Source organism: Anaerotruncus massiliensis (ex Togo et al. 2026) (assembly GCF_900199635.1).
Classification (GTDB): Bacteria; Bacillota; Clostridia; order Oscillospirales; family Ruminococcaceae; genus Anaerotruncus; species Anaerotruncus massiliensis.
In genome coordinates this window covers 363945-379849 of the sequence record NZ_LT962687.1, presented here as the reverse complement: position 1 = coordinate 379849, position 15905 = coordinate 363945, and the positions used below count along the sequence as shown (strand labels likewise).

Annotated in this window: 14 protein-coding genes; all 14 read right to left on the bottom strand. The window is 63.5% G+C overall.

The features are described 5' to 3' along the window. Position 1: 1 nt before the first annotated feature. Positions 2-442, bottom strand: a complete 441-nt coding sequence (locus tag C1A13_RS02365; protein ID WP_101548710.1) for an RpiB/LacA/LacB family sugar-phosphate isomerase — start codon at positions 440-442, stop codon at positions 2-4. A gap of 20 nt (positions 443-462) precedes the next feature. Next, positions 463-1245 carry a triose-phosphate isomerase gene (locus C1A13_RS02360; RefSeq protein ID WP_101548708.1) on the bottom strand — a complete coding sequence of 261 codons (783 nt, stop codon included), beginning with the start codon at positions 1243-1245 and terminating at the stop codon, positions 463-465. A gap of 77 nt (positions 1246-1322) precedes the next feature. Further along, positions 1323-2768 (bottom strand): hypothetical protein, encoded by a 1446-nt coding sequence (locus tag C1A13_RS02355; RefSeq protein ID WP_101548706.1) that lies wholly within the window; start codon positions 2766-2768, stop codon positions 1323-1325. Further along, on the bottom strand, positions 2765-4306 hold the full coding sequence (locus C1A13_RS02350) for an FGGY-family carbohydrate kinase (RefSeq protein WP_101548704.1): 1542 nt from the start codon (positions 4304-4306) through the stop codon (positions 2765-2767). Before C1A13_RS02350 ends, C1A13_RS02355 begins: the two co-directional genes overlap by 4 nt. A 25-nt stretch (positions 4307-4331) precedes the next feature. Further along, entirely contained in the window at positions 4332-4997 is a 666-nt protein-coding gene (locus C1A13_RS02345; protein ID WP_101548702.1) for a class II aldolase/adducin family protein, read from the bottom strand. Positions 4998-5009: 12 nt separating this feature from the next. After that, the gene (locus tag C1A13_RS02340; protein ID WP_101548700.1) at positions 5010-5624 is read right to left on the bottom strand and encodes a dihydroxyacetone kinase subunit L; all 615 of its coding nucleotides are present in this window, start codon (positions 5622-5624) and stop codon (positions 5010-5012) included. Between the two features lie 11 nt (positions 5625-5635). After that, positions 5636-6643, bottom strand: a complete 1008-nt coding sequence (locus C1A13_RS02335; protein WP_101548698.1) for a dihydroxyacetone kinase subunit DhaK — start codon at positions 6641-6643, stop codon at positions 5636-5638. 24 nt (positions 6644-6667) lie between these two features. After that, positions 6668-8203: a xylulokinase gene (locus C1A13_RS02330; protein WP_101548696.1), complete on the bottom strand. Its 1536-nt coding sequence runs from the start codon at positions 8201-8203 to the stop codon at positions 6668-6670. Between the two features lie 27 nt (positions 8204-8230). Further along, positions 8231-9055: a sugar phosphate isomerase/epimerase family protein gene (locus C1A13_RS02325; RefSeq protein ID WP_101548694.1), complete on the bottom strand. Its 825-nt coding sequence runs from the start codon at positions 9053-9055 to the stop codon at positions 8231-8233. A 42-nt stretch (positions 9056-9097) separates the two neighbouring features. After that, positions 9098-10048 carry an ABC transporter permease gene (locus C1A13_RS02320; protein ID WP_186895850.1) on the bottom strand — a complete coding sequence of 317 codons (951 nt, stop codon included), beginning with the start codon at positions 10046-10048 and terminating at the stop codon, positions 9098-9100. Positions 10049-10290: 242 nt separating this feature from the next. Next, positions 10291-11361, bottom strand: a complete 1071-nt coding sequence (locus C1A13_RS02315) for a sugar ABC transporter substrate-binding protein (protein WP_172439128.1) — start codon at positions 11359-11361, stop codon at positions 10291-10293. 59 nt (positions 11362-11420) lie between these two features. Continuing rightward, on the bottom strand, positions 11421-12428 hold the full coding sequence (locus C1A13_RS02310) for an ABC transporter permease (RefSeq protein WP_101548687.1): 1008 nt from the start codon (positions 12426-12428) through the stop codon (positions 11421-11423). Next, complete coding sequence (locus C1A13_RS02305) at positions 12412-13917, bottom strand: sugar ABC transporter ATP-binding protein (protein WP_207654170.1); 1506 nt, start codon at positions 13915-13917, stop codon at positions 12412-12414. The genes C1A13_RS02310 and C1A13_RS02305 overlap by 17 nt, the downstream gene beginning before the upstream one ends. 631 nt (positions 13918-14548) lie before the next feature. Continuing rightward, entirely contained in the window at positions 14549-15904 is a 1356-nt protein-coding gene (locus C1A13_RS02300; RefSeq protein WP_278277658.1) for a D-serine ammonia-lyase, read from the bottom strand. Position 15905: the final 1 nt, after the last annotated feature.

Sequence of the window (15905 nt, the reverse complement as noted above, 5' to 3'; positions counted from 1 at the left end):
GTCAATCGATCCCGTTTTCGTACTCGCAGATGCGCCGCACCTTCGGCGCGGACCGGGACTGCGGGTCGAACTCCTCCTTGAGATAAGCCGCCACGAGGCATTTCGCCAGCTCGGCGCCGGTGACCTGCGCGCCCAAGGTGATGATGTTCGCGTGGTTGCTCAGCTCCGCGCGCTGCGCCTGGTAGACGTTGTTCACCAGCGCCGCATAGGCGCCCTTCACCTTGTTGGCGGCGATGCTCACGCCGATGCCGGTCCCGCAGATCAGCACCCCCCGGTCGCATTCGCCGGCCGCCACCGCCTTCGCAAGGCGGACGGCGGTGTTGGCGTAGATGGGGTCGTCCCCGCCAAAATCCACGCACTCGTGCCCCAGGCCCGAGATAAAGGCCTTCAGCTCCTGTTTCAGTTCAGCCGCGTTTGGGTCGCAGCCAATCGCGATTTTCATCGTATCCTTCCCTCTTCCTTTCAGGCGGCGGACGCCAGGACCGCGCGCATGATGTCCGCGAAACGCTCCGCGTCCCACGCGCTGCGGCCGATGAACAGGCCGTCGATCTCTTCGCAGCGGCTGAGCGCCACGGCGTTTTCCGGGTTGACGCTCCCGCCGTAGAGCAGCGGGACGCGGCTTCCCGCCTCCCCGAAGAGCTCCACCATCGTCCCGCGCAGCATGCGGTGCTTTTCCCCCGCGTACCCCTCGTCCGCCGGGATCCCGTTCACGCCGATGGCCCAGACGGGCTCGTAGGCGACCCACACGCGGTCCGCCTCCTCCGGGCGCACCTGGTGGAGCCCGATCTTTAGCTGGACGCGCAGCACCTCGTCGCCGGTGCCGTACCGCCGGTCCTCCAGCTGTTCCCCCACACACAGAAGAACGCGGAAGCCGTGGTCCAGCGCGCAGCGGACCTTCTTTTCCTCCTCCGCGTCCGTCTCGCGGAAGGTGTGCCGCCGTTCGGAGTGCCCGACCATCACCAGCCGCGCGCCCGCCTCCCGCAGCATGAGCGGGGAGATCTCGCCGGTATACTGCCCGCGCTCCTCCCAGCCCATGTTCTGGGCGCCGAGGAGGATTCCCGAGCCCGCGCGGTCAAGCTCTGCCCGCGCGGGCCCAAGCGAGGTGTAGGAGGGGATCACGAAGCGCTGCGCGCGCTCCGGCGGGATGCCGTGCGTGAGCTCCTCGAGGCGGCGCAGGTAATCCACGGTCTCCGCGGCGGTCTTGAACATTTTGGTGTTGGTGCCGAAGTAGAATCTGTCCTGCATGGGGACGACTCCTTTCAAAACGCGGCCGATACGTCCGCCGCCCCGGTGGGAGATGGGTCCCGCCGGGGCGGATGGCGTCAGCGGTCCATGACCAGCTTGACGCCGTAGAAGCCGCAGATGTATTCCAGTTCCTTGGAGAAATCGCCGTAGACGATCGCGTAGTGGTGCCCGGTGGCGTTGCGCAGGAAGGAGTCCGGGTCCTCGAGCCTGATGCCGCAGCCCGGCCAGCGGGTGCCGCCCGCGAAGCTGTTGTTGGGGTCCTCCTCGTCGTTGTTCACGCGCAGGCTGGTCTTGGCGACGGCCGCGTGGAAGCGCAGGGTGTCGTCGTTTCCGCCGAGGCGCAGCAGCGTGACGGTGCGGTCGCCCTCGAACTCGAACTCGATGCACGCGCCGCCCGAATCGCCGTTCAGGTAGGGCTTGGCCACCGCCTCGTCGGGGACGAGCGGCGGGATGGGCCACAGCCGGTAGCCCAGGCTGTTCGCCATGGACACGGGGCCGGAGCCGCAGTTGAAAAAGTTCATTACGCCGTTCTGCTCGTTAAGGCGGGAGATGTCCGCGAACATCACCGGGGCGTGGGCCAGCTTCTTGAGGATGTACATCGAAACGCCGGCGGGCACGTCCCCCTCGCAGGCCGCGATGGTGGACTCCTCCTCGTTGAGCAGCGCGGTGGCGAGGCAGGCGCCGTAGCTGTAGCCGTAGCACTTGTTCACCAGCTCGGGCATGCACTTGGTGGCGAACATATCCACGTCGTAGAGTTCCTGGAAACGCTTATAGGCAAGATACAGGCGCATCTGGGAGAGGATGGCGTCCTCGTTGATCTTTTCGCCGTTCTCCAGCTTCCAGTTGACCTTGGCGCAGTTGTCGATGAACTGCCGCGCGAGCCGCTCGGCCTCCGCCTCGTCGATGTTCTCCAGCTCCTTGAAGATTTCGACGTGGTCGTACTGGGGGAAATCGATGCCGAACACCTTTTTCCAATTGAACTCGTTCACCTGCGTCTGGTACATCATCATGCACTTGCCGCCGATGAGCGCGATGTTCCTGCCCGCCATGTCGTTTTTGGTCCATGCGGCGCGCAGCGCCTTCTTGATGTCCGCGGCGCGCTCCGCGTCGTCGATCCTGCCGTACATGTAGACGAAGGGGAGCTTCATCTCCTCCATCACGTAGCGCAGCTGCACCGACACGCCGAGGGAGCCGTTGGCGATCTCGTCGCAGAGCCCGTACATGACGCAGGGCTTGCCGCCCAGCGAGTTGACCGCGGTGGTCACCAGGGAGGTGTACATCCAGGAGCCGATGACGAAGAGGAACATGTCGCAGTTGGCCTTCTCCATCGCGGTGCAGGTCTCCATGATCTCGTCCATGTCGAAGAGCGGCTCGTCGGGAACCATGATCTCAATCTCCGGGTCCGCGCCGAAGGTGCGCCGGGCAACCTCGATGTAGTTCCGGATGTTCCCCTGGTACTGGTTCGTCTTTGCGATGGGCAGGATCCCCATCTTGGGCTTTGCGTTGCGGTTAAATTTACTCATACGGTGCCTCCTGGAATTTTGATGTGGTTAAATTCCTTCAATGAATCATAGAGGTGCGTGTACTTCCGGTAGGCGGCTTCGTAGGCGCCGGTCCACGCGGGATCCGGCCGGTAGACGCGGTCCACCTTCACGCAGGCGCGCACGGCCTGCTCGCAGGAGGGGTACACCCCCATGCTGCACATGGCGATCATCGCCGCGCCGAGGCAGGCGGCGTCCTTTTCCCGCAGCGTGGAGACCGGGCGGTTCAGGATGTCCGCCTTGAGCTGCATCCACCGCGGCGATTTGGACGCGCCGCCCACCACCCGGATGTCCTTGAAGCGAAAGCCCATATCCTCGTAGTAGAGCATGTTGATCTTGAACTCGTAGGTGAGCGAATCCATGATGGCCTTCACCACGTCGTGCCGGGTGCTGTCGATCGTGAGCCCCACGATCGCGCCCCGCGAGTCGAGGTCGTTCCAGGGCGGCCCGCTGCCGATGAAGTGCGGCAGCACCATCACGCCGCTGGGCCCCTCGGGCGCGCGCTCCGTCATCACGTCGTAGACGTTCCGGCCGGTCCGCCGCGCCTCCTGCTCCTCGGCGAGGGAAAAGTTGTTCTTGAACCACTTGAGCAGCAGCCCGCCCACCTGGGAGGAGGACATGAGGAAATACCGCCCGGGAATGGTGTAGGCGTAGCAGGAGACGCCCGCCGCGAGCGCCCGCTCGTCGGTGATCTTCTTCGAGGACATCACGCCGATGCCCTCGATGGTGCCGTGGGAATCCATGCCGATGCTCTCATCGATGAGCCCGGCGCCCAGCGCGGCGCAGGTCTGGTCCTGTCCGCCCGCCACCAGCGCCACCGCCTCGGTGAGGCCCAGCTCGGCCGCGGCCTCCCGCGACAGGTTCCCGACGACCCGGCCGGGTTCCGCCGTTTCGCAGAAGAGGCTCCGATCCAGCCCCGCCGCCCGCAGCAGCTCGTCCGACCAGCATTTCCTCTCGATGTCGAACGCCATGGTGCGGCCGGCCTGCGGGTGGTCGACCACCCCTTCCCCCGCGCCGAGGCGTTTCATGACGTACTCGGTGAAGGTGACGTATTTATACGTCCGGGGGATCAGCTCCGGCTCGTGGCGGCGCATCCACAGGATCGTGGGGAGCGAGCCCATCGGATGCGGCGGGAAGCCGGTGATGTCGTAGATCCGCTGCGCCGGAACCGCCCCGGTCAGCAGCTTCGTCTCCTCGTCGGCGCGGTAGTCCATGCCGAGGATGGCGTCCCGGAGGGGGCGGTAGTCCCCGTCCACCGGCATGACCTCCTCCCCCAGCACCGAGGTGCTGAGCGCGCGGACCTCCTCCGCCCGCATGCCCGCCGCCTTCGCCTGCGCGACCGACTCCTTCAGGACGTGCGTGACGGCCTCCCACATGACCGCGGGGCTCTGCTCCGCCCAGCCGGGGGCGCGGCAGATGATGTCGAATTCCTCGTAGCACCTGCCGAAGCAGGCGCCCGCCTCGTCGAAAACGGCGGCCTTGCAGCCGGTTGTGCCGATATCCAAGCCGATAAAATACATGGTGTTCCCCCCAAAACGGCGGTCGTTATTTCTTCGCCAGGATCGCCCGCACGCCCTCGATCTCACGCGGGGTCATCTGGTAGGCGCCGCCCAGCGCGTTGGTCACGAGAATCGCCTGCCCGACGGCCTCGAGGCACTCGAGCTTGTAGCAGGCGTCCATCACGTCCACCGAGGAGAGGCAGAGCACGCCGTGGCCCTTGAGAATCAGCGCGCGCACGTCCGGGTTCTTCCGGATGCACTTGTGCACCACCTGGGGAACCTCGATCGTGGTGGGCACGGAAAATTCCGTGACCTCGATCCCGCCGATGTCCAGCATCGCCTCGGGCATGCAGAAGTCCTCAAAGGTGTAGTTGGACATGGCGAAGCCCGTCATGATGGGCGGATGGCTGTGCACAATCGCGCGGATCTCCGGCATCGAGCGGTAGACCTCCAGATGCATCCGGATGTCGGCGGCGGGCTTTAAGCCCTCCAGGAGGTTGCCCTCCATATCCACCAGGCTGATCTGCTCCTCGCTGATCTCGGATTTGCAGAAGCCGGAGGCCGTGAGCAGGATCTGATTCTCCCCGATGCGGACGCTGTAGTTGCCGCCCTTGCCGACAAGGAGACCCTTTTCGGCAAGGCGGGAGCCCACCTTGAGCATATCCTGTTTGGTCTGGCGCACGGCCTGCTGGTACATGAATTCTTCAAACATCGATATCACACCCTATTCCATATCATTGATCGCTTCAAAAATCAGCGCCCCGACGACGGACCCCCCGTCCAGAACGCCCAGGCTCTTTTCCCCGTAATAGGCGGCGCGGCCCCATACGGCCTTCATCGCCCGGGTCCCCTCGCTGCCCTCCCGCGCGGCCTTCGCGGCCTTGGCGAAAGCGGCCCGCGCGCCCTCTCCGGCATGGGCCGACAGCGCCTCGACGCCGGGAGTCAGGGAGTCGAGGATGGTCTTTTCTCCCGGCTTGGAGCCGGCCTTGGCCATCACGTTTTCCAGCCCCGCGCGCATCGCTTCCGCGAGCCGCGCCGCGTCGCACGTCTCCGTGCCCTTCAGGCTCCTCGCCATGCCCTTGAAAAAGAAGGCGAGGATGGTCCCCAGCGAGCTGGGCGCCGCTTCGTTGAAGTGGTCGCCGCACCGGTTGAGGCATTTCCCCAGATCGGTCTCCTGCGAATCGTGCAGGAAATCGGACACGGCGCGGAACCCGCCGCTCATGGAGATGCCAAGGTCCCCGTCACCGTTCTGCTGGTCCAGGCTCACCAGGGCGTCCCTGTTTTCATCGATCCGCGCGGAGATCGCGTCGATCGCCCTGCAAAGGTCTTTCGTCGTCATAACGCCCTCCATCATTTGTTGGCATTGGTGTAAAAGGGGGTGGAAGCGGGCGCGCGGAGCAGCTCCTTGAGCTCCCTGTCGAGCTTGAAGAGGGTGACGGAAAGGCCCGCCATCTCCATGGAGGTCGCGAACTCGCCCACATGGGGCATAAAAATCTTCACGCCCCGCTCCCCCAGAATCTGCGCCACCCGGCGGTAGACGATGAACAGCTCCTCCGCGGGCGTCCCGCCCAGCCCGTTCACCAGGACGGAGACCTCGTCCCCCGCCTCCAGCGGCAGGTCCGCGAGCAGCTTTTCCATGAGGATCTCGGAGATCCGGTCGGCGGTCATCATCTTTTCCACCGTGATGCCCTTCTCGCCGTGGATTCCCATGCCGATCTCGATCTCGTCGTCCGCGATCGCAAAGGTGGGGCGGCCCGCCTCCGGCACGATGCAGGGGGTGAGTGCCACGCCCATCGTGCGGGTGTTGGCGACCGCCTTTTCGGCGACCGCCGCGACTTCGTCGAGGCTCCGCATCTGGCCGGCCGCGGCCCCGGCGCATTTGTAGGCGTAGAGGATGCCCGCCACGCCGCGCCGCTTTTCGGCGGTCTCCCTCGGGCTGGAGGCCACGTCGTCGCACGCCAGCACGCTGCGGCAGCGGATGTCGTCGAACTCGCAGTCCTCGATCGCCTGCTGGAAGTTCATCTTGTCGCCGCCGTAGTTGCCGTAGAGGCAGAGGACGCCCGCGCCGGAATCGACGGCGCGGATGGCGCTTGCCATCTTGGTGTAGGCGGGCGAGGCGAAGACGTTGCCGACGGCGCAGGCGTCCACCATGCCGGCGCCCACGTAGCCCAAAAAGAGCGGCAGGTGCCCGGAGCCGCCCGCCGTCACAATCCCGACCTTCCCCTTTTGGGAGGGGTAGCCTGAGACCAGCACCCGGCGGTCGCCATCCAGGAAATGCACCCGGTCGCCGTAGGCGGCGACGATGCCCTCCATCGTCTCATCGACAAAATCAGCGGGTTGGTTGATGACTTTTTTCATATGTATTCCCTCCGAAACGAGTGGTCAATGGGTCTCGTCAAAATGCTTGAGCGCTTGGAAAATCCCCTTCGACGCGGGATAGATCTGCGTGTAGACGGCGAACAGGTCGTCGTAGACCGCTTTTTTCGACACGTCGGGCTCGAAGGTGCGGTCGCTTCCAAAGGAGGCGAACCGCCCGGGCAGCGACGCGGGGTCCTTGCCGTGATGGGAGGCCAGCACGGCCGCGCCCAGCGCGCCGCAGGCGGAATATTCCGGAACCCGGCGGACCGGGGCCTGGAAAAGGTCCGCGAAGATCTGGCACCAGAGGGTGTTGACCGCGCCGCCGCCGGAAATCCGGATGCACCTCATCGGCGCGCCCACCTCGCGGAGCTGGAGGTAGACCTCCCGCATCCCGAACGCCAGCCCCTCCAGCAGGGCCCGGTAGAGGTGCCCGCGGGTGTGCGACGGGGTCAGCCCCACCGTCACGCCCTTCGCGTAGGGGTCGTCCACCGGGTTGCGCTGGCCGAGGAGCGAGGGGAAGAAGAGCAGCCCGTCGCAGCCGGGGCGCACCCGCGCAGCCTCCTCGTCCATCCGCCGGAAGCCCTCTTCCGCGCCGCGCGCGGACTCGGCCGCGTAAAGGCTCTCGCGCATCCAGTTGACCGAGGTGCCCACGCTCATGAGGCCGGTGTAGGCCACCCACTGGTCGCGGACGGCGCTGGAATAGACCTGCAGCCGCGCGCCCTCGTTGTGGGCGCAGACGCCCAGCGAGGTGGAGATGAGCCCGCCCGAGCCGAGGACGACGCTGTAGACGCCCTCCTCCACGGCGCCGGAGCCCACCGTCTGCATGATGGCGTCCCCCGCGCCCGCCACGACCACCGTGTCCGGGCCGAGGCCCAGCTCGGCGGCCACCTCCGGCAGCACGGTCCCGACCGCCTGGTCGGCGTGGAAGATCGGCGGCAGCACCTCTTCGGGCAGGCCGATCAGGTCGAGCAGTTCCCGGTTCCAGCGGTGGTTTCGCACGTCGTAGACGCCGAAGCCGCTGGCGTCCGACTCGTCGGTCGCCGGGACGCCGGTCAGCACGGTGCGCACATAGTCCTTGGGGTTCACGACGGCCCGCGTCCGGGCAAAGAGCGCGGGCTCATTTTCCCGCATCCAGAGGATCTTCCCCGCCGTGCAGGAGGGGACCATCTTGTTGTTGGTGTAGGGCAGAAGGCCCTCCTTGCCGCCCACCTTGGCGTAGATTTCGTCGTTCTGCTTCTCATTGCGGAAATCGACGCAGCTGAGGATGGGGCGGAGCGGTTCCAGATGTTCGTCCAGCGCCACAAGCCCGTGCATCTGCCCGGTGAGGCCGATGGCCGCCGTGCGGCGGTCCGGGCCGAGCTCCCGCACGAGCGCGCGGATGCAGTCAAGCCCGGCGTCGCGCAGCACGCGGGCGGGCTGCTCGTAGCAGCCCAGCCCCGTGCAGACCAGGGTGTTGTCATACCGCACCGACTGGACGCCGAGGGTCTTCCCCTCCCCGTCGACCGCGATGGCCTTGCAGCCGGAGGAGCCGATGTCGACGCCGATATACGCCTCTTTCATATGCGCACCTCCGCTCCGGCATCCGGGTCAGAAGCCCAGCGTGTCATGCGCGTAGGCCATGCTCTGCTTCACGCATTCCTCTTCGTAGGCGACGGTCTCGGCATGGGTGTCGCAGCGGTTGATGTAGAGCTCGAGGAAGATGTTCCCGTCGTAGCCGTTCTGCTTGAGGATGTCCAGCATGAGCGGGAAATCCACATATCCCTGTCCGAGGGGGACGCCGGTGATCACGTCGCCGCGCGGGTCGAGGGAGACGACATAGTCCTTGAAGTGGACGGTCTTCGCATAGGGCGCGAGGGTGCGCACCACCGTCTCGGTCGGGGTCATGAAGCAGGTGGAGTTGCAGGTGTCGAGCGCGCAGCCGAAGAAGGGGTCGTTCACGCCTTCGATGATCTTCTTGACCTCGTAGACGTCGTTGAGCTTGCCGTTCTCGATCGCGACGTGCACGCCGTACTCATGCGCCGTGGGCATGAGCGCGCCGATCGTCTCGATGCCCTTCCGCACCTGCCGCTCCAGGCCGGCCGCGTCGGTGTCGCGGTCCATGTCCCAGCCGATGCGCAGCACCTTGGAGCCGAGGAATTTGGAGACCTCGAGCATCCGCTTGAAGTAGTTGAAATCCGTGCCGCGCGAGCCGGTCTCGACCGTCATGCCCTCCTTTACGATCCGGTCGCGGATCGCGGTGAGCTGCTCCTCGGTGAACTCGTGCAGGGAGATGTTGTTGCAGAGCAGGACGGCCTTCACGCCGTACTTGACGCAGCGGTCAATGAGCTGGTCCACCGTCATGGGGTCCTCGGGGCGGTAGTAGGGGCGGCCGATCGACCACCTGTATGCGAACGAGCCAATTCCGAAATTCATTGCTGATTACTCCTTTACCTTCTTAATGACTTTTTTGCGCGCTTATACTCTAAAACGCTTTCTCTCGATGTAGCCGAGGAGCGTCATTGTAAACACGATTACAATTCCGTAGGCGAGCTGCTGGGTCGGCAGGCCGAAGCCCAGGAAGGTCATTGCGCTCATCAGGCACATGATGAACAGGATGCCGAAGCCGGCCTGCACCATGTTGCCGTAGCCGCCGGACTGGCTGATCCCGCCGATCGTGACCGCCGCCACCATCGGCATGAGCAGGTTTGCGCCGACATCGGGGTTCACGCCGCCGATGCACATGGGGATGAACATCGCCGCGATCCCGGCGAAGACGCCGGAGAGCAGGTAGACGATGATATAGATCCGGGAGACCGAAATGCCCGCGTGCTCGGCGCTCTTGGGGTTGCTGCCGGTCAGGATGACCTGCCTGCCGAACGTGGTCTTGCTCAGCACCACCGCCATCAGGATGAAGATGACGATGGGGATGATCGCCGCCATGGGGATGATGGTCTTCCCGATGTGGATGCCCGTGAGGGTGGAGAGCCGGGAGAGCTCCCGGGGACCGCCAGAAACGGTGTAACCGTTCGTGAACACATAGCACAGTCCCATTGCCAGAAGCTGGCTGGCCAGGGTGATGATAAAGGGCGCGATGTGGAACTTTGCCACCGCGATGCCGTTCAGAAGGCCGAACAGCGCGCCGATCGTGCAGGAGACCAGCAGGCCGAGCACGATGATGAGCCAGGGGTTCATATCCGGGTTCGCGTCGGAGAGCAGGGACATGGTCTTGGTGGAGACCACGGCGGAAAAGCCCGTCACATATCCGATGCTCAGGTCAATTCCCGAGTTGCCGGAAAGGAACACGAATACCAGGCCGATGGCGCCGATGATGTAGTAGGAATACGAGGTGAGCATGGAGATGATGTTCGCCATCGAGAAGAAATTGCGATTCAGGAAGCCCATCACAACGCAGACCACGATCAGCATATACACAACCGGCAAATCCAAGGAAAACTTCTTGAAGCCGTTCCAGAACCGATTCTTATTTCCCAATGTCGAATTGCTTTTGAACTTTGTATCCATATGATTGACCTCTCATCGAAGCGTTCTTGGGTTGTGCGAGCTTCCCTCGGGGAACGGCGGGTCTGCCGCGGCCGAGCCGGCGGCAAACCCGCCGCACCTTTGGGCGGAAAGTTTACAGGGTGGCGCGTCTTGCGTCTGCGGGGAGATTATCCCAGCATGTCGGCATACTTGACGGTCCAGATCTCGTCGGACTTCGCCTCGAGCTCGTCGGGGCCGACGCCGAAGGTGGGCATATAGAAGGTGTCGCTCTCAAGGGTCTCGCCGTTGACGAGCTTGACGGCCGCGTCGTAGATCGCGCCGCCGGCGGTGTCGGCCGGGATGACGAAGATCTTGTCGGTGTAGCCCTCTTCCATGTAGGCGACTGCGGGAGGCTCGCCGGAGAGCGAGGTGTAGTAGACATGGCCTTCCTCGCCGCGTTTAATCTTGAGACCGGCCTCCTCCAGCGCCTGGTAGCAGGAGCCGTCCATGTGCGCGGAGACGTTGGCAACCGCCCACGGGGTGTAGACCTGCAGCGCGTTCTGCATGTTGGTGAGCGCCTTGTCGACGTCCCAGTCGGTCATGATCTCGACGACCTTGAGGTTGGTGTGGCCGGAGGCGGCGATCGTCTCCTGGAAGCCTTCGCGGCGGGCAATGCCGTTGGGGTCCGCGAGGGAGCCGACCGTCAGGAAGATCGTGTGCTCTTCGCCGTCGTCCACGGAGAGGAGGTATTCTGCGAGCTGCTTGGCGTCGCTGTAGGAATCGTACATCGCGGTGAAGAAGACGTTCTCGTGCTCCACTTTGCGGTCGTAGTTGATAACCGGGACGCCCGCCGCCTGGGCATAGTCATAAGCGGTGAGGATGGCGTCCTGGTCGATGGCGCAGCAGACGATGACGTCGACGCCCTGGTCGATCAGGGATTTGAACTGGGTGTACTGGGTGGTGGTGTCGTCATCGGCGCACAGCTCGATGATTTCCACGTTGCCGGCGGCCTCCGCCGCGCTGTAAAGGCCCATCAGCTCCACCTTGCGGAAAACCGTGGTGGCGGTATCGGTGGAAACGCCGATCTTGATGGTCTTGCCCGCGTCCTCGCTGGGGGCGGGAGCGGCGTCGTCCGCCGCGCTGGGGGCGGCGTTTTCGGGAGCCGGGGTGTTCGCGGGCGCCTCGGGTGCGGAGCTGCCGCAGGCGGCGAGCGCGAGTGTCATTGCGAGCGCCAGAACCAGTGCTAATGCCTTTCTCATTTCTTGTCCTCCTAGACTTTTGTTATTTTCTGCACGGCAAGCCGTGCCGGGTACCAATCCTATTGGATCTGCAGGAAGCGCGCGCGCCGTTCCCTGATGACGCTCGCATTGTTGCGCATCGTGGTGGCGGTGTCGATCGCGATGGCGCAGAGCATCATCACCGCGCGCGCGAAGACCTGGTAGTAGCTGGAGATGTCCAGCATCGTCATGGCGTTTTCGATCAGGTAGAGGAAAACGCATCCGAGCGCGGACCCCACAATGGAGGATTTGCCGCCGCTCATCTTGGTGCCGCCCAGAACGACGGCGGTGATGACGGTGAACTCGTAGCCCATGCAGGAGTTGGGGGCGATCGAGCCGATGCGCCCGGCGTAGACGATGCCGCCCAGCGCGGCGCAGACCCCGCAGATGACATAGGCGCCGATCCGGATGCGGGTGACGTTCAGGCCGGAAAAGACGGCCGAGTTCTTGCTTCCGCCGACCGCCAGCACATACCGGCCGAAGCGGCTGTAACGCAGGACGAGGATGCCGATGACGGTCATGATGACCATGAGGACCGTGGGGGTGGGGACCAGCTGGAACAGCTTGGAGTTCCCGATCACCCGCAGCGGGGCGTCCACGAACTTCTGGGAATTGTCGAGCAGCAGGTAGGCCGCGCCCCGCAGGATGGACATCGTCGCCAGCGTGGCGATCATGTCGGGGAAGTTGAGCACGCTGGCCATGAAGCCGTTGAGCAGTCCGACCAGGCACCCGACGACCAGCACGATCAGGAAAATCGCCCACACGGGGAAGATGCCGTAGGAGTTCAGCCGGTACATCAGCGCCATGGTAAACAGAGCGTTCATGCCCACCGAAATGTCGATGCCGCCGGTGGAGATGACGAAGGTCATGCCGATGGCCATGATTCCAAACAGGCTGCACTGGCAGAGGATGTTCATAATGTTGGTCGCCTGTAAGAAGGCCGGCTGCGACACGGCCAGGATCAAAAAGAGCAGAATGTTGCCGATCAGAGCGGCCGCCCACTGCTCGCTCATAAATCTTTTCAGCGGGCTGTTATGCGTTTTCACCATGGTTACCCCCTACCGACGATTCGTCTTCCTGTTGTGAGGACGCGATCGACAGAATCCGGCGCACGTCGAAGTCCTCGCGCATCAGCTCGGAGACCATCCGGCCGCGCCGCATCACGATGATCCTGTGCGCCATGGAGACCAGCTCGTTCAGGTCGGAAGAGACCAGGATCACGGCCGTGCCCGTTTTGGCAAGCTCGACGATGTACTCGCCGATCTCCGCCCTCGAGCCCACGTCCACGCCCCGGGTGGGGTCGTCGAACATGCAGACCTTCGGGGAATGGCTCAGCCATCGGCCGACGATGATCTTCTGCTGGTTGCCGCCGCTGAGCTCGGTGATGTAGGCTTCGATGCCGGGGCAGGCGACGCGGAAGCGGTCGATGACCTTCTGCGCGTTCTCCTTTTCCCTGCGGAAGCCGAAGAACTTCACCCTCCGGTTGACAAAGTGGTCGATCTGGGCCGCGGTGATGTTCTCCTTCAGGTCGCGCCGCGGGAAGATGCCGCAGTTTTTGCGGTCCTCCGGGATCATCACCATTCCCTTTTTGATCAGCTGCTGTGTGTTCCACCTTTTAAAGGTCTCGCCCATGAACTCGATCGTGCCCCCGCATTTGCGCAGGCCGAAGATGGATTCCATCAGCTCGGTGCGTCCCGCGCCGATGAGGCCCGCCACGCCGAGGATCTCGCCCTTATGTACCTCGAAATTGATGTCCGCGAAGCTCTCCGACTCGAGCCCGGTCACGCGCAGCGCGACCTCCGGGTCCGGCTCACCCAGGCTGAAGGAGGAACCCTCCAGCGAATGGCCGACCATGTGCTCCTCGATCTCGTGCTTGGTGACCTCCGTCACCGGCGCGTCGCAGACCTTTTCGGAGTTGCGCAGCACGACGACCTTGTCGCAGACGGCGAACACCTCGTCCAGGAAATGCGTGATGAAGATCATGCCGATGCGCTGTTTCTTCAGCGTGCGCATCACCTCGAACAGCCGCTCGCGTTCCGGCGCCGTCAGGGATGCGGTGGGCTCGTCTAGGATCAGCACGCGGGGATTGAGCCGGATCGCCTTGGCGATCTCGATCAGCTGCTGCTCGCCGGGGCCCAGGGTCCCGACGATCGCGTCCGGGTCGAGCTGGATGTTCATGATGCCCATGTACTTGAGGGCTTCCTCGCGGCACTTCTTCCAGTTGACCATCGACTTCTTCCCGGGGAAGTCCTCGATGCAGATGTTTTCGGCGACGGTGAGGTTCAAAAACAGGCTCAGTTCCTGATGCACCGCGGCGATCGGCAGCTTGCCCATCTTGATCTCCTTCATCTCCCTGCCGTCGAAGGTGATGGACCCCTCGGTGGGCTCCAGCAGTCCGACCAGCATGTTTTTGAAGGTGGATTTGCCCGCGCCGTTTTCCCCCAGCAGGGCGGTGATTTCGCCTTCGCGGACAACGAAGTCGACCCCGGAGACGACCTTTTTGTTTGCGAACGCCTTTGTGAGATTTTTTGTTTCCAAAATCACAGTGCTCATAAGATACCTCACCTGTTTATTGTTATAAATGCTGCCGTGACCCCGCGGCAGCAACCGTTACCTCCCGGGCGTCCGCGGTGCTGCGGTGTGCGGCCGTCGCCGATCTTTTCGGCAAAATCTCAATTTTAATCTGGCAAATTATAATTCATAATATTTTTATTATTTTTGAAATAAATTACGATGCCGTGTTGTCAAAGCGTCCGAATAACCACATGTTTATCACGGAAATTTCACACAATTTGCAACATATCATTTAAAAAAAGCACAAAAATGGAAATCTAAAGCAGATTTTCTTGAGAAAATATTTAACTTTTCTATTTCAAATTCTGTAATCTTTTACTTGATTATTATACTTTTTATCAACAAAGTCAATACCAAAAATGAATATTTCCCCCGATTCGTTCCAGCTCAACAAAACCGTCCGCGTTTCTTTGTAGAAAGTGACACAGTTTTTTCTCCCGGTGGTGCGTATTCGCGTATCCGGCCTTCCCCGCGGCGGGTAAAAAAACGGCGCCCGCGGATAACGCGGGCGCCGTCCCGGACAAAAAGGACCCGGCGCCTGTCTGCACAGGCGCCGGGTCCTTTTTCTCCTGATTCCGTCTATGGCCCCGGACGGCTATTCCCCCTCCGTGCCCTTCCGGTAGTACTCCTCCATCACGTCCGCGGGCACCATGCTGCCGCCCGTCGCCCACGCGATGTGCGTGAACTGGCTCTGGAAGCCGGCGAGCTTCTCCCGGACCAGGTAGCCGCGCCCCTCCCCGGTCCCGAGGAGGTTGAGGACGCCCGGGACGCCGGCCAGCGCGCTCGGCTCGAGGCGGATGCCCTCGGTGTCCGCCATCCGCGCGAGCAGACGGTACATATGCCGGTCGCTGACCGTCATCGCGCCGCTGATGAACGGGTGCATCAGCCGCCCCACCAGATGGGAGCACCTGCCGACCGCCAGCCCGTCGGCCGCGGTCCGGTTGTCGATGCCGATGTCCTGCACGCAGACCCCGTCGTAGCGTCCGGTATAGAGCCCCAGCAGCATGCAGGGGGAATGGGTCGGCTCCGCAAAGAAGCAGTGGGCCGCGTCCCCGAAGAGGGTCTTGATGCCGAAGGCGACGCCGCCCGGACCCCCGCCGACCCCGCAGGGCAGGTAGACGAAGAGCGGGTGCTCGCGGTCGACGGCGATCCGCATCTCCTCCAGCTGCTTTTTGAGCCGGAGGGCGGCCACCGCGTAGCCGAGGAAGAGGTCCTTCGAGTTTTCGTCGTCGATGAAGTGGCAGGAGGGGTCGGACTGCGCCTGCCTGCGCCCCTCGGTGACCGCGAGGCTGTAGTCGTTCTCATATTCGACGACGTGCACGCCGAGGCCGCGCAGCATATCCTTCTTCCACTGGCGCGCGTCCGCCGACATGTGGACGGTGACGTGGAAGCCGAGCTTCGCGCTCATGATGCCGATCGAAAGCCCGAGGTTCCCCGTCGAGCCCACCGCGATCTTATACCGCGAAAAGAACTCCCGGAAGCGCGGCTCCGCGAGGCGCGCGTAATCGTCCGTCCAGGAGAGCAGCCCCTCTTCGACCGCGAGCTCCTCCGCGTGCTTGAGGACCTCGTAGATGCCGCCCCGCGCCTTGATGGAGCCGGAAATCGGAAGCTCGCTGTCGCATTTGAGCAGCAGCCTCCCGTCGATCGGGACGCCGCTCTGCTCCTCGAGGGCCTTTTTCATGCGGGGGATCTCCCGCAGCGGGGACTCCAGAATCCCGCCCGAAACGGCCGTCTCGGGGAAGGCCGCGGCGAGATAGGGGGCGAACCGGTCCAGCCGGTCGCTGGCGTCCTCGATGTCCCGGATGGTGAACGGACAGTTCCCCGCCGCTTGCGCGGCGGGGCGTTTTTGATCGTTGATCCAGAAGCATTCCCGTAAATCCCGGAGGGAGCGGAGGAGCGGGTATTTCGCGCTCCATTCGCTTTCCTCCATCGACAATATCGTGTTATCCATA

Bases quoted from the DNA above. Each gene is read 5' to 3' on its own strand.
- C1A13_RS02365 (WP_101548710.1), bottom strand. From the start codon at position 442: ATGAAAATCGCGATTGGCTGCGACCCAAACGCGGCTGAACTGAAACAG.
- C1A13_RS02360 (WP_101548708.1), bottom strand. From the start codon at position 1,245: ATGCAGGACAGATTCTACTTCGGCACCAACACCAAAATGTTCAAGACC.
- C1A13_RS02355 (WP_101548706.1), bottom strand. From the start codon at position 2,768: ATGAGTAAATTTAACCGCAACGCAAAGCCCAAGATGGGGATCCTGCCC.
- C1A13_RS02350 (WP_101548704.1), bottom strand. From the start codon at position 4,306: ATGTATTTTATCGGCTTGGATATCGGCACAACCGGCTGCAAGGCCGCC.
- C1A13_RS02345 (WP_101548702.1), bottom strand. From the start codon at position 4,997: ATGTTTGAAGAATTCATGTACCAGCAGGCCGTGCGCCAGACCAAACAG.
- C1A13_RS02340 (WP_101548700.1), bottom strand. From the start codon at position 5,624: ATGACGACGAAAGACCTTTGCAGGGCGATCGACGCGATCTCCGCGCGG.
- C1A13_RS02335 (WP_101548698.1), bottom strand. From the start codon at position 6,643: ATGAAAAAAGTCATCAACCAACCCGCTGATTTTGTCGATGAGACGATG.
- C1A13_RS02330 (WP_101548696.1), bottom strand. From the start codon at position 8,203: ATGAAAGAGGCGTATATCGGCGTCGACATCGGCTCCTCCGGCTGCAAG.
- C1A13_RS02325 (WP_101548694.1), bottom strand. From the start codon at position 9,055: ATGAATTTCGGAATTGGCTCGTTCGCATACAGGTGGTCGATCGGCCGC.
- C1A13_RS02320 (WP_186895850.1), bottom strand. From the start codon at position 10,048: ATGCTGATCGTGGTCTGCGTTGTGATGGGCTTCCTGAATCGCAATTTC.
- C1A13_RS02315 (WP_172439128.1), bottom strand. From the start codon at position 11,361: ATGAGAAAGGCATTAGCACTGGTTCTGGCGCTCGCAATGACACTCGCG.
- C1A13_RS02310 (WP_101548687.1), bottom strand. From the start codon at position 12,428: ATGGTGAAAACGCATAACAGCCCGCTGAAAAGATTTATGAGCGAGCAG.
- C1A13_RS02300 (WP_278277658.1), bottom strand. From the start codon at position 15,904: ATGGATAACACGATATTGTCGATGGAGGAAAGCGAATGGAGCGCGAAA.